This is a genomic window from Foliimonas ilicis (assembly GCF_039939195.1).
GTDB classification, from domain to species: domain Bacteria; phylum Pseudomonadota; class Alphaproteobacteria; order Rhizobiales; family Rhizobiaceae; genus Foliimonas; species Foliimonas ilicis.
In genome coordinates this window covers 96,418-110,124 of sequence record NZ_JBDUUH010000004.1, presented here as the reverse complement: position 1 = coordinate 110,124, position 13,707 = coordinate 96,418, and the positions used below count along the sequence as shown (strand labels likewise).

The 13,707-nt window shown below is 58.5% G+C and carries 11 protein-coding genes; 5 read left to right on the top strand and 6 right to left on the bottom strand.

What is annotated here, in order from left to right:
• Positions 1-44 precede the first annotated feature (44 nt).
• Positions 45-911: a helix-turn-helix domain-containing protein gene (locus ABFT80_RS10885; protein WP_347971933.1), complete on the bottom strand. Its 867-nt coding sequence runs from the start codon at positions 909-911 to the stop codon at positions 45-47.
• A gap of 210 nt (positions 912-1,121) precedes the next feature.
• Between ABFT80_RS10885 and ABFT80_RS10880 the strand changes: the two genes are divergently transcribed.
• The gene (locus tag ABFT80_RS10880; protein ID WP_347971932.1) at positions 1,122-2,135 is read left to right on the top strand and encodes a fatty acid desaturase; all 1,014 of its coding nucleotides are present in this window, start codon (positions 1,122-1,124) and stop codon (positions 2,133-2,135) included.
• Positions 2,136-2,180: 45 nt separating this feature from the next.
• A complete protein-coding gene (locus ABFT80_RS10875) occupies positions 2,181-3,026 on the top strand; it encodes a phosphate/phosphite/phosphonate ABC transporter substrate-binding protein (RefSeq protein ID WP_347971931.1) in 846 nt (281 codons plus the stop codon).
• A 38-nt stretch (positions 3,027-3,064) separates the two neighbouring features.
• Here the strand turns inward: ABFT80_RS10875 and ABFT80_RS10870 are convergent, their stop codons facing one another.
• The 3 genes from ABFT80_RS10870 to ABFT80_RS10860 all read right to left on the bottom strand — a co-directional run bounded on the left by ABFT80_RS10870 (position 3,065) and on the right by ABFT80_RS10860 (position 7,833).
• A complete protein-coding gene (locus ABFT80_RS10870) occupies positions 3,065-5,638 on the bottom strand; it encodes a GcvT family protein (RefSeq protein ID WP_347971930.1) in 2,574 nt (857 codons plus the stop codon).
• Positions 5,635-6,123: an endonuclease domain-containing protein gene (locus ABFT80_RS10865; protein WP_455189925.1), complete on the bottom strand. Its 489-nt coding sequence runs from the start codon at positions 6,121-6,123 to the stop codon at positions 5,635-5,637. The genes ABFT80_RS10870 and ABFT80_RS10865 overlap by 4 nt, the downstream gene beginning before the upstream one ends.
• A gap of 132 nt (positions 6,124-6,255) precedes the next feature.
• A complete protein-coding gene (locus ABFT80_RS10860) occupies positions 6,256-7,833 on the bottom strand; it encodes a trimethylamine methyltransferase family protein (RefSeq protein WP_347971929.1) in 1,578 nt (525 codons plus the stop codon).
• Positions 7,834-8,014: 181 nt separating this feature from the next.
• Here ABFT80_RS10860 and ABFT80_RS10855 point away from each other — a divergent pair, with 181 nt between their 5' ends.
• From ABFT80_RS10855 to ABFT80_RS10845, 3 genes are all read left to right on the top strand, one after another.
• On the top strand, positions 8,015-9,184 hold the full coding sequence (locus ABFT80_RS10855) for an MFS transporter (protein ID WP_347971928.1): 1,170 nt from the start codon (positions 8,015-8,017) through the stop codon (positions 9,182-9,184).
• A 268-nt stretch (positions 9,185-9,452) separates the two neighbouring features.
• Positions 9,453-10,826 (top strand): aspartate aminotransferase family protein, encoded by a 1,374-nt coding sequence (locus ABFT80_RS10850; protein ID WP_347971927.1) that lies wholly within the window; start codon positions 9,453-9,455, stop codon positions 10,824-10,826.
• 139 nt (positions 10,827-10,965) lie between these two features.
• The gene (locus ABFT80_RS10845) at positions 10,966-11,331 is read left to right on the top strand and encodes a hypothetical protein (protein WP_347971926.1); all 366 of its coding nucleotides are present in this window, start codon (positions 10,966-10,968) and stop codon (positions 11,329-11,331) included.
• A gap of 244 nt (positions 11,332-11,575) precedes the next feature.
• Here the strand turns inward: ABFT80_RS10845 and mmsB are convergent, their stop codons facing one another.
• Together mmsB and ABFT80_RS10835 are read right to left on the bottom strand one after the other, a co-directional pair.
• Entirely contained in the window at positions 11,576-12,460 is an 885-nt protein-coding gene (mmsB, locus tag ABFT80_RS10840; protein WP_347971925.1) for a 3-hydroxyisobutyrate dehydrogenase, read from the bottom strand.
• A gap of 25 nt (positions 12,461-12,485) precedes the next feature.
• Positions 12,486-13,652 carry an isobutyryl-CoA dehydrogenase gene (locus ABFT80_RS10835; RefSeq protein WP_347971924.1) on the bottom strand — a complete coding sequence of 389 codons (1,167 nt, stop codon included), beginning with the start codon at positions 13,650-13,652 and terminating at the stop codon, positions 12,486-12,488.
• Between the last annotated feature and the right edge of the window lie 55 nt (positions 13,653-13,707).

Here is a 13,707-nt window from a genome sequence, read left to right as displayed (position 1 = left end):
ACCGTGTCTGGAAAATCTAATAAAGATATAAGGAAGTCTTTATATCACGTCAATGCATTTGCGGGGCGGGCGATGTCGCCTTCGGCGAGCCTGCGCGTATAGGCAGCCGCTTCATGTGCGTTGATTTCGGCGGAGCGGATAAGATTGTCGAAGTGTCGCGTCAGCGTTTGAATAGGGGCCGTGGCATTCAGCACGAGGTACATGTCGCCCGCATAGATCGCCGCGCGGTAGGGTCCGAAGATCGTGTAAGGCACCGAATAGCGCAGCCTTCCATCATAAAGAAACAGCCGAAAGGTCGGATAAAGATCGTCCAGAAGCGTCGCCATATGCAGCAATTGGCGGCGGCGCGCTTCTTCCGGCAGGCCGCTCCAGACGCCCAGCCCATGGGCGAACACTTCGAGCGTATGGCGCGGCATGCAGACTTCCATATCCGTTTCGGGCCGCCGGTTGTAGTCGATGCGATACTGCGTTTCTCCTTGCTGCGACTCCCGGCTCTTGTTGGTGATGCCCGCTTCGTATTCGATCAATTCACTCGTTCGCAAAAGATCGGGGATACCGGCAGGCACATAACGGATCTTGGTGCCGACTGCCTCGGCATGCCATTTGGCGAGCAGTGTACCGTCGAAACCGCCTGTGCCTTCCTCGATCTCGAAACTGTCGCGCATCTCGCCTGTCAGCCCTTCGTCCTGGCTGAGACCCAGCAGCCAATCGAGCGAAACCTTGTGGGTCGCGGCAACCGTCATCAGCGTTTCGGCGCGGGGCAGGCGGGTCGTCGCGCCGGAAAGCAATTGCGAGAGCGCAGAACGATCGATGCCGACCGAGGCTGCGAACGCAGATTGGTTCATGCCAGAGCGGCCGATCAAAGTGCGCAGGCGCGCCCTGAAAAGGCCTGAGAGATCACGTTTGTCCAAATCACACCAAAAGCAGAAAACTATTCCCGATTATGCTCAATCAAAGCGATTTCGAGAACATTCGTTCTTCCAGATTGTTTATAAAATATAACATCGGTGGCTTCGTGTGCGCAATATAAACATTCTGTTTGCATTGTCTCGTTGCGCATGGGCGAGGCTACTGACAGCCTTGTGTCAGGAGTCATGTAATTCCGGATCGGGGCAGATTGAATGAGCGGTGACAGGATAGTCAGGCAGAGACACGGCAAGGTCGAATGGCCGACAGTGTTGCTGATCGTTGCCTGCTATGGTGTCTGGGCGTTTGCCGGTCTGGTTCTTTGGCCTGCTTATCCGATCATCGCGCTGCTTGTTCTGGCTTTCACGGTCGCGCTGCAATCTTCGCTCGTTCATGAAGTTCTGCACGGCCATCCGACACGCAATGTGCGGTTGAACGAGGCGTTCGTTTTCCTGCCAGTCGGCCTGTTCTGGCCGTTTCGCCGGTTCAAGACGCTGCATCTGCGCCATCACGCCGATGAACGGCTGACCGACCCGCTCGACGATCCCGAAAGCTATTATCGTACGCTCTGGCAGCATGAAGATTTGCCGGCAACGCTGAAATTCCTGCTTCGGTTCAACAATACGATGGTTGGTCGTTTCATCATTGGGCCATGGATTTCATTGGCCGGTTTTCTGGCAAGTGATGTGCGCGCTCTGCTGGCCGGGGATCGCGGCATTCGCAAGGCCTGGCTGCTTCACGCTGCCGGTATGGTGGTCGTTTTGGGTATCATCACGTACGGCTTTTCGATGCCGCTCTGGATTTACATTGTTGGACCGGCATGGCTCGGCCAGTCGCTGATTTCGGTTCGCACATTTGCCGAGCACCAATGGTCGGAACAGCCGGAAGGCCGCACAATTATCGTCGAGAAATCGCCGCTTTCGCTGCTTTTCCTGAACAACAATCTGCATTTCGTGCACCATAATTCCCCGACCGTTGCGTGGTACCAGCTTCCAAAGCTGTTCCGGGAACGTCGCGAGGAATGGCTGCGCATGAACAATGGCTATGCCTATCCGAACTATTTCGCGCTGATCCGCGAGTACGCTTTCAAGCCGAAGGAACAGGTGGTTCACCCGGTTTTGCGCCGTGTGCCGGAAGCCGGTCGCGCTTTCAGGCCACGCGTTCGCGGGCATTCTTCGACCTATGGCGCTGGCACGGTTCCGCTGCCTGCAGAGCCGCCCAAGGAATGATCGAACCGATCTTGCGCACGTCCACATCATGCCGCAGATGAGGCGATGACGAAATTTATCGCCGCCCTCCCGATGTATGACTGGCCGGAAACCCGCGCTGAAACCGATGCGCAATGGGTGATATTGCGCGAGGCATTTCGTGAAGCAGGCATCGATGTGCCTGAAAATCTGACGCGCGATTTCGAGCTTTCAGCGCTTTGGCGGCACCCCGACCTGCTTTTTGCGCAAACCTGCTGGGGGCCGATGGAGCAAGGCTTGGCGGATGAAGTGCAGTTCGTTGCACAGCCGAGTTACGACACGTTTGAAGGCGGGCAGGGCGAGTTTTATTCTAGCGCGATAGTCATGCGACGTGGTTTGATGGGAGCACCCCCCTCTGTCCTGCCGGACATCTCCCCCTCAAGGGGGGAGATCAGCAGTTGCGAGGTTGGTGATTGTCTAATCTCCCCCCTTGAGGGGGAGATGGCTGGCAAGCCAGAGGGGGGTGGTTACAAACGCAACCTTCAATCGTCCGACAACGGAAAAGCCCCAATCCCGCTCGATCTGCTGCGGGGAAAGCGCTTTACCTACAATGGACCGGATTCGATGTCCGGCATTATCGCGCTGACGCGCGATCTCGAAGCGCTTGGCGAAAGCATCGATATATTCTCGGAGCGAACGCAAAGCGGTGGGCATCGCGCGTCGATCGTCGCGGTTGCAGAAGGCAGGGCAGATGTTGCGGCAATTGATTGTCGTAGCTGGGCCATGGCGCAGACTTACGAAAAGGCGGCGGAAGGTGTCGAGGTTGTGGGATGGACGGCGAGGCGCAAGGGCCTGCCGTTTATCACTTCGCGCAAAACGCCTTCAGAGATTATCGAAAAGATGCGCGATGCGCTGAAGTCATTGAACACATAAAGCGCTGCATATCCACCGGACATGCAGCGCCTTCTTATTTAACCGCGCATCTTCTCACCGCTCGGGTCGAATGGCGGCTCGACATTGATGCGGGCAGGGCGGCGGTGGCCTAGAATTTCGATCTCGAACAAGCCGGAATCCTCGTTTTCGGCGAGAGCCGCCGGGACATAGCCCTGCGCCATCGATTTTTCGACGTGGTGGCCGTAGCCGCCTGATGTGATCCAACCGACCACGCGCCATTCGCCATCGACGATGCCGCGAATGGCTGACGCGCCTTCCGAAGCATTCGATCCGCGCCGTTCCTTGCCGTCTTCGCCAAAGCGCGGTGCGCCGTAGCCATGCGGCTTGTCGATGGTTCCGAAATCCTTGTCGCCGATCTTTGCCCAGATGGGTTCGTCGCCCATGACATCGGCGTCCAGCGCATCGACTACGAATGATACGCGGCGAAGTTTTGGGCTGTCTTGATGCTCCTTGGCAGCAACATCGCGGCCGATAAAGTCGTTCTTTTCGAGCTTGATGAAGCGATCCATCGAGCCTTCGTAAACGCCGTAGATCGGGCGCAGCTCGCGGAACCATGTCGGGAAGTTCTTTTCCAGACGCATCGAAAGCAGGGCGCGCATGCCGAAATCGGCAATGCCAAACTCTTCGCCTTCCTGCTTGATCGCTTCATAGACAAGCCGCTGATAGGCGGGCGCCATCCAGATTTCGTAGCCCAGATCGCCGGTGTATGAGATGCGGTTGACGAGGCACGGCGCGCCGCCGACCGCGATTTCGCGGAAATCCATGAATTTGAACGCGCCGTTCGACACATCTTCATCCACCAGCTTCTGCAGGAGGGCGCGCGATTTCGGGCCGGCGATGGACAGGCCGACCAGCGTCTGGTCGAAGCGGTGGATCCGAACCGATCCGTCTTTTGGCAGATGCTTTTCGAACCAGCGCATATGGTATTTCTGCGCCGCCGACGAGCCCCAGATCATGAAGCGCTCGGCACCTGCCTTTGCGATGGTGAAGTCGCCTATCAACTTGCCAAACTCATTGAGCATCGGCGTCAGCACGATGCGCCCGATTTTCGGCATGCGATTGGTCATCAGGCGGTTGAGGAAGTCTTCCGAGCCGGGTCCGCTCACCTCATATTTCGCGAAATTCGCGATTTCGGTGACGCCGACGCCGTTGCGTACGGCGCGGACCTCGTTGCCGATATGCTCGAAATCGTTCGAACGATGGAAGGAAACGATGTCTTTCGGCTCGGTACCTTTCGGCGCGAACCAGAGCGGGGTTTCGAGACCCCATGAATCGCCCATGACTGCGTTCTGCGCGACCATCGTGTCGTAAAGCGGCGTGGTCTGCGCCGGGCGCGCGGCGGGCAGTTCCTCGTTCGGATAGCGGATCGAGAAGCGGCGCGAATAGTTTTCGCGCACCTTGGCGTTGGTGTAGCGCAGCGATGCCCATTCGCCGAAACGGGTCACGTCCATGCCCCAGACATCCGCGCCGGGGTCGCCATGCACCATCCAGTTGGCCAGCGTCAGGCCGACGCCGCCGCCCTGGCTGAAACCCGCCATGACGGCGCAGGCGGTCCAGTAATTTGTCAGGCCCTGAACGGGGCCGACCAGCGGGTTGCCGTCGGGCGCGAATGTAAACGGGCCGTTGATGATCTGCTTTATACCGGCATTGGCAATGCCCGGAAAATGCTTGAAGCCGATTTCCAGCGAGGGCGCGATGCGGTCGAGATCGGGCGCAAGCAGTTCATGGCCGAAATCCCATGGCGTATTGACCGGCGACCATGGCTTCGCAGCTTTTTCATAGGTGCCGAGCAGGATGCCGTTACGCTCCTGCCGCGTGTAAATCTCGCCCTTGAAATCCAGCACGCCGACCATTTCGCGGCCGGTCGATTTGTTGAATTCCTCGACCTCCGGCATCGGTTCGGTGAGCAGATACATGTGCTCCATGGCCAGAACCGGCAGTTCGAGGCCGACCATACGGCCAACTTCGCGCGCCCATAGGCCTCCGCAATTCACGACATGCTCAGCTTTCACCGTGCCCTGTTCGGTCACGACGTTCCAGGTGCCGTCCGTTTCCTGCGTCAGTTCGATGACGCGGTTGCGTAGCACGATTTCAGCGCCGAGTTTTTGAGCCGCCTTGGCGTAGGCATGGGTGGTGCCGGATGGGTCAAGATGGCCTTCGACCGGATCCCACATTGCGCCGACGAAATTCGTCTCGTCCATCAGCGGGAACATCGCCTTGGCCTCGGACGGCGTAATCAGCTCGGTATCCATGCCGAGATAACGGCCCTTGGCATGCGCGAGGCGCAGGAAGTCCATGCGCTCAGGGCTATCCGCCATCATGATGCCGCCGGTCAGATGCAGCGAGCAGGACTGGCCCGAAAGCTCCTCCAATTCCTTATAGAGCTGTACCGTGTAGGCCTGCAGCTTGGCGACGTTCGGATCGCCATTCAGCGTATGAAAACCACCCGCCGCATGCCAGGACGAGCCCGATGTGAGCTCGGAGCGCTCAATCAGCATGACATCTTTCCAGCCTGCTTTCGCCAGATGGAAGAGAACCGAACACCCAACGACACCGCCGCCGATAACAACCGCTTTAACGTGAGATTTCATGAGGATAGATCCATGCGTGGGGAAAATGATTCAACTTTTGGGTGTGCCGCGAATATGAAGCGAAGATCGAATGCAGTGACGTTTTCGGCCAATCTGCCGTCGAGAGCGGCGAGGATCGTTTCGCAGACGGAGGCGCGGTTCTTCAGGATGTCGGTGTTCCAGAAGCGGAGCGTTGAATAGCCCTGCGCTCGCATGAATTCGTCGCGGCGACGGTCGTACGTGCTTTCGGCATGTTGGCTGCCGTCTATCTCGACGACGAGATTGGCTTTACGGCAGGCGAAGTCTGCGAAGTAGGGGCCGATTGGGAGTTGGCGGGTGAATTTATAGCCGCCGAGTTTGCTGCGCTTCAATTCGAGCCAGAGGAGGGCTTCGGCTTCATTCCTGCCTTGACGAAGTGTGCGGGCGCGATTGGTGGTGCCTGGCTTTCGGCGAGTCCTCGTATCAGAAGTGCCTTCCCCCACTCCGTCGCCGCTTCGCGGCGCCACCTCTCCCCCCGCTGGGGGGAGAGGAAAGGAGCTGGGATTTGCGAGTTCGCGCCTTTCCTCTACCCCATGAAATGGGGGAGAGGTGGCGTCGCGGAGCGGCGACGGAGTGGGGGTTCTTTTCCGCATCAGCCCTCAAAAATCAGTCGGTGCGCCGCCTTCGGCGATGCGTTTTTCGACGAAATCATTCAGTTCTTCGCGGATTGCCGGGTCCATCGGCGGTTCTTCGTATTGAGCCAGGCGTTCTTTCCAGATGCGGTTGGCGCGTTCCATTGCGGTGGGGCTGCCGGCTTCCGCCCAAGTCTCGAAATTGCGCCAGTCGGACAGGATCGGCGAGTAGAATGCGTTCTTGTAGCGGTCCTGTGTGTGCTGGGTGCCGAAGAAGTGGCCGCCCGGACCGACATCGCGGATCGCCTCTACGCCGAGTGCATCTTCCGAGAGATCGAGCGGGGTCAGGAACTCGGTGACCATCTGCAAAAGATCGATGTCGAGGATCATTTTTTCGTAAGAACAGCGAAGACCGCCTTCGAGCCAGCCCGCCGAATGCAGGATGAAATTACCGCCGCCCTGTATCGCGCCCCACAGCGAAAACACGCTTTCATAGGCTGCCTGTGCATCGACCGTATTGGCGGCACAGACATTCGAAGTGCGGTAGGGGATGCCGTAGCGCCGGGCGAGCTGCCCGCCGATCATCTGCGCCTTCATATATTCCGGCGTGCCGAAAGCGGGCGCGCCCGATTTCATATCGACATTGGAGGTGAAGCCGCCATAACCGACCGGCGCGCCCTTGCGCACCATCTGCGTGAAGGCGATGCCTGCCAGCGCTTCCGCATTCTGCTGGACGAGTGCGCCGGCAATCGTCACCGGGGCCATTGCGCCTGAAAGCGTGAACGGCGTGACGATGACGACTTGGCCGCTGCCCGACATCTGGATGATGCCTTCGAGCATCGGTATATCCAGTTTCAGCGGCGAATTGGTGTTGATGATCGTATAGACCGACGGCTCTTCGAGAAGCTGCTCGCGCGTCAGGCCGCGTGCGATGCGGGCGATCTCGATGCCATCGACATTGCGCTCCTTGCCCAGCGAATAGATGTGGAAGGGCTTGTCGGTCAGCGTCGCCAGATCGCGGATGCATTCGAGATGGCGGATCGACGGGTGCAGGTCGATAGGTTCGACCGGGTAGCCGCCGGTCGTGCTGATGACGTTGTGCAATTGCGCAAGCTTGATGAAATTGCGGAAATCCTGCTGGTTTCCGGGGCGGCGGCCACCATCCATATCAGAGCAATTCGGCGCGGAGCCCATTTGCGAGAAAATGAGATTGTTGCCGCCGAAGCGCACATTATGTGCCGGGTTGCGCGCATGAAGCGTGAACTCGGAAGGGCAGTGCGAGATGAGTTCCAGGAGCATATCCGCATCGAAACGCACACGCTCGGTGCCTTCGCGGACATCTGCGCCGTGCTCCTTCATGATCTGGCGCGCGCCGTCATGCAGCACATCGACGCCGATTTCGCGCAGAACTTTCAGGGAGGCGAGGTGGATCGATTCTAGTTCATCTTCGGAGACGAGGCGCGTCGGTTCGAAAGGAATGCGCAATTGCTGGAACGGGGGCTGGTCGAAACCTGCAGCTCCACTGGAGCGCTTGCCTGCACGGCCGCCACGTCTCGAGCGATCGTTGGCCGTTGCCGGCTCTGTTGGCTCTGATACAGCGTTCATGCTTATCCTCGATGCGATTAAATTTCGAACGCATATTGGACTGAGCGGGACGTTGCTATTGCGGATGCGGCGACCCGTTGCATGAGCAAAACGACATCAGTCTCCCGGCATAATCCTTCTGGACGAACAGATTTCCTTTCTGCCGCATTTCCGTTTCGTCAAAGTCGTGCGAGAGAATTTCATGGTCCTGCGAGAAGAGCCGACAATAGATGCTGTGAAGATTCCGTGGGCGCCAATATTGGCGGTCATTGCCACCGTGTCGGTATTTGCGATCGCGCAGGGGCTGAGCTACCCGCTCTTCACCTTCATCATGAAAGAGCAGGGCATGTCGCCCGCCATGATCGGGCTTTCCGCGGCGATGACGCCGCTTGGCCTGATCCTCTCCGCGCCTTTCGTTCCCTATCTCGCCCGGCGGTTCGGACAAGCGCCGCTCGTGGTGTTCTGCGCGCTTTCGGCGGCCGCTTTGTTCCTGGCCGTGGGACTGTTGAAGAACGAGTTCGCGTGGTTCGTCCTGCGTTTCCTCATCGGCGTCGTCATCGACCCGCTTTATGTCCTGAGCGAAGTGTGGATGCTTTCGCTCGCGCCGCCTTCAAAGCGCGGGCGGCTGATGGGGATTTATACGGCGATCATCGGGGCAGGGTTCGCGGCAGGGCCGCTGAGCCTCATGTTGGTCGGCTCGCAAGGCTGGCCGCCCTTTGCAATCGGCATAACCGCGTTTCTGATCTGCGCGCTGCTGTTATCGATCGTGGCGCGCAGGCTGCCTTCGATGAACGATGGAAAAGAACATGTGTCGGTCATGCGGTTTTTCCGCTTTGCGCCCGCCTTGCTGCTTGCGGTTGCGGTTGCGGCGGCATTCGAACAGAGCGCGCTGGCGCTTCTGCCGATTTACGGGGGCGATTACGGCATAGGCGAGCGCCTTATGTCGGCAATGCTCGCAGCGATGATTGCAGGCAATATCGCGCTTCAGATACCGCTTGGCCTGCTGGCGGAGCGGTTCACCGCGCGCGCCGTCATGATTTTCTGCGCTCTGGCCAGCGTATTCGCCGTTCTGCTTTTGCCGCTGATCATGCAGAGCCTGGCGGTCTGGCCAGTGCTTTTCGTGCTCGGCGCTGTTTCATATGGCATCTACACAATGTCGCTGATCGAGCTGGGAAATCGTTTTTCCGGCTCGATGCTGGTGACGGGCAATGCGGCCTTTGCGCTCATGTGGGGCCTTGGCGGGATTGCCGGTCCACCCGGTTCGGGCGGCGCCATGCAGATTTTCGGAAATCATTCGCTGCCGTTTTTTCTGGCCGCGATGTGCGTCGTGCTCGTCCTGTTTACGGTTTATCGCGAATTGCAGCGGCGTTAATGTGCTGCATCGTGCTTTCCTCAGCCGAAGATTCCGGCTTCGGGCCGATGCAATAGCTTGAAGGCTGATGCGGGCTTCGGCTAGTATCGCTCCATGTCGGAATTCCTGATCCTATCGGAAAGGCACAGATACGCGGCGACGCCCTCGCAGCGTACCCGTCATGCCGAATTGATGCGCCTTTGCGCGCGCATCGGATATTCGCCGCCGACCACTTCCTGAAATCGCCTCCGGCTGCTGCCGGATTGATTCAACAGGAAGCCATAACGTCATGACTTATCAGAATTTTTCCCTGAAGCAGCTTCAGGATATCGATGCGTTGCATCACCTCCACCCGTTCACGGATCACCGAGATTTGCGCACGTCCGGATCGCGCATGATCGTGCGCGCCGATGGACCTTACGTCTACGACTCCGAAGGCAACGAGATACTCGACGGCATGGCCGGGCTCTGGTGCGTGAATGTCGGCTATGGCCAGCATGAACTCGCCGAGGCTGCCTATGAGCAGATGAAGGAACTGCCATATTACAATTCCTTCTTCCGCTGCTCGTCGCCGACGCCGGTTCTTCTTGCGAAGAAACTTGCGGAACTCGCGCCGAAAAACATCAATCAGGTGTTTTACGGCTCGTCCGGTTCGGAATCGAACGATACCGCGCTGCGTCTGGTGCGCCATTACTGGGCGCTTGAAGGCAAGCCGGAAAAGAACATCATCATTTCGCGCAACATGGCCTATCACGGCTCCACTGTTGCGGGCACGTCGCTGGGCGGCATGGAAGGCATGCACGGCCAGCTTGGCGGCGCGGTGCCGAACATCGTTCATGTGATGATGCCTTACGCCTTCGAACTGGCACAGCCGGGCGAGAGCGACCATGATTTCGGCATTCGCGCCGCAAAAGCGGTCGAAGATGCCATCCTCGAGCATGGCGCCGACAAGATCGCCGCCTTCATCGGCGAGCCGATCATGGGCGCTGGCGGTGTGAAAATCCCGCCGGAAAGCTATTGGCCGGAAATCCAGCGCATCTGCCGCAAATACGATGTGCTTTTGATGCTGGACGAAGTCATCACCGGCTATGGCCGCACTGGTGAATGGTTCGCCGCGCAGAAATTCGGCATCGAAGCCGATACGATCACCACGGCGAAGGCGCTGACATCCGGTTATCAGCCGCTTTCAGCACTTCTGGTGGGGGATCGTATTGCCTCGACGCTGGTCGAAAAGGGTGGCGAGTTCTATCACGGCTACACTTATTCGGGGCACCCGGTGGCCTGTGCCGTTGCGCTGAAGAACATCGAGATCATGGAACGCGAAGGGCTTGTCGATCGCGTAAAGAACGACACCGGTCCTTATTTCGCGGAAATGCTGCGCACCCGTATTGCCGGGCATTCGCTGGTTGGCGAGGTTCGCAGTGTCGGCCTGATGGGCGCAATCGAGATCGTTCGCGACAAGGCGACGAGGGAGCGTTTCAAGCCCGTCGGCAGTGCTGCGGTTGCCATTCGCGACCATGCAATTGCGCAGGGGCTTATGCTGCGTGCGACGGGCGATACGATGATCCTTTCGCCGCCACTGATCTGGACACGCGAAACGATCGACCTAGCGGGAGACCGCATCCTCAAGGCGCTCGACCTTGCGGCAAAAGACCTGAAATAGATGCAAGGGCAGGGTGGCTATGCTGCCCTGCCTTTCCCATTTGTAATGTGCTTACTAGCAACTGTTTGCGCATGAGTTCGTTTTAGTGATGGCCAGTGAGATTTATCGACCGCTCGGATATGGCCTCCCAGGAAACAAAATGACCAGAAAAAAATCGGTGAAGTCGGCACGGGCGGCAATGTCGCTCGGCGGCACGTTGATGCTTGCTCCTGCCGTCATGGCGTTGCGTTTGCCGTTGATGGCAAGCGAAGCGCAAAGCCTAAATCCTTGGCGCGGCGAGACGGCTGGTGCCTTTACGGAAAAGGCTGGTGCTTTCGCGGAAGGCATGATGGCGGCGCAGCTATCTTATGCGCAATCGGCGGCCAGTTTCTGGCTGGAAGCGTTTTCGGGCAAGACGCCTTCGCTTTTGTCTGGCGTGGCAGCCGAACGTGCCATGGTTGCGGCGCTGAAACCTTCCGGCAAGCGCGTGAAGGCCAATTACGACAGGCTTAGCAAAAGGGGCTGATACGGCAAAAACCGCGTGCCAAACTGGACGCGGTCTTGCCACTCTTACGCATGGCCTTCGCAGACGCAAACACTTGCGAAGGTAACGGCTCCGGTACGCAGTACCTGATCCGGAGCGATGGGCAGATGCGATGTCTGCCCTGCGCTCGGTTCTAGGCTAACAATGTTACCGTGTGGTTAGCGAGAGCTTAAGCAAATCTAAATTTGCGATGTTTTCCGGTTTACGCGCGAAAAAATTGATGACGCTACGTAAGGTCGCCACGCAGGAATTTGACGATACCGGAAAAATCGGTGCCGCCATGACCCATCGCGTTGAACAGCGCATAAAGCTGCGCGGCCTCTGCACCGAGCGGTGTGACCGCACCGGCCGATTGCGCGGCCTCCTGCGCCAGCTTCAAATCCTTGAGCATGAGAGCTGCCGCAAATCCCGGCTGATAGTCGCGATTTGCGGGTGAGGCGGGTACAGGCCCCGGCACCGGGCAATAGGTGGTGAGCGACCAGCACTGACCCGATGAGGTCGAGGCCACGTCGTACAGCGCCTGATGAGAGAGGCCGAGCTTTTCGGCCAGTACGAAGGCTTCGCCGACGCCGATCATCGAAATGCCGAGGATCATATTGTTGCAGATCTTGGCGGCCTGACCCGCACCGGCATCGCCGCAATGGACGATGCGCCCAGCCATCGGTTGAAGGATCGGCTCGGCCTTGGCGAATGCTTCCGGCGAACCGCCCGCCATGAAGGTCAGCGTGCCAGCACTTGCGCCGCCCGTACCGCCGGAAACCGGCGCGTCAATGGAAAGCAGGCCGTGTTTTTCTGCAATTGCATGCGCTTTTCTGGCGGAATCGACGTCGATGGTCGAGGAATCGATGAAAAGCGCGCCTTTTTCTGCCTTTCCGGCGATGTCGTCATAGACGGAAATCACATGCTTGCCCGCTGGCAGCATGGTGATGACGATTTCCGCACCCTTGATCGCGGCAGCCGCATCCGGGGTAATGGTGATGCCATGCTCCTTGGCCGTGGCAAGATTTTCGGGCATCAGGTCGAAACCTTGCACCGTGTGGCCAGCCTTGACGAGATTGGCCGCCATCGGGTTGCCCATATTGCCCAGGCCGATAAAAGCTATCGTGCTCATGAAATTCCTCCGCTCGATATGAAAGTCAGCGACCGATCAGGTGCCTGGCGATGATGACGCGCATGATCTCGTTGGTGCCTTCGAGAATCTGGTGGACGCGCAGGTCGCGTACCAGCTTTTCGATGCCGTAATCATGCAGATAGCCGTAGCCGCCGTGGATTTGCAGCGCATTGTTGGCGATGTCGAAGCCCGTATCGGTGACGAAGCGCTTGGCCATGGCAGACCATTTCGAGGCGTCCGGCGCCTTGGCGTCGAGTTTGGATGCGGCTGTGTAAAGGAAAATGCGCGCTGCCTGAAGTTCGGTTTCCATGTCGGCAAGCTTGAACTGCAAGGACTGGAAGCGATCGATTGTCTGGCCGAACGCCTTACGCTCGCCCGCATATGAAAGTGCCTTGTCGAGCGCTGACTGCGCGCCGCCAAGAGAGCAGGCGGCAATGTTGAGCCTGCCGCCATCCAGACCGGCCATGGCAATGGAAAAGCCTGCGCCTTCCGTGGAAAGCAGGTTTTCCGCAGGTACGCGGCAATCAGTGAAATTCACCTGCCGTGTCGATTGCATGTGCCAGCCCATCTTGTGCTCAAGCGCTCCAAATGACAGGCCGGGCGCATCTTTCGGCACGACTATCGTGGAAATGCCCTTCGGGCCTTCATCGCCCGTGCGCACCATCGTCACGTAAACATCGCTGTCGCCCGCGCCGGAAATGAACTGCTTGGCGCCGTTCAACACGTAGTGATCGCCATCGCGTACGGCGCGCGTCTTTAGAGCGGCGGCATCAGACCCCGAACCTGGCTCGGTCAGGCAATAGCTCGCCAGCCATTCCATCGAGGTGAGTTTCGGTACGAAAAGCTGGCGCTGCTCCTCATTGCCGAAACGGTCGATCATCCAGGCGCACATATTGTGGATGGAAATGAAGGAGGAGAATCCAGGGCAGGCTCTTGAAAGCGCTTCGAACACCAGCACTGCATCCAGCCTGCCGAGGCCCGAACCACCCACATCCTCGCTGACATAAATGCCACCAAGCCCAAGCGGGCCGACTTCGCGAATCACATCTGCCGGAAAATGGCGATCCTTGTCCCATTCCAGCGCCTTGGGCGCGACGCGATCAGCGGCGAATGCATTCGCCATGTCCTGAATTGCGCGTTGGTCCTCATTGAGGTCGAATTGGCCCGCTGTCTGATTTGTAACGGCGTCCATGGCGTCCTCCCAGACGTTCTTGTGTCGGCGTGGCAGTCAATCTAGACCAATGAAA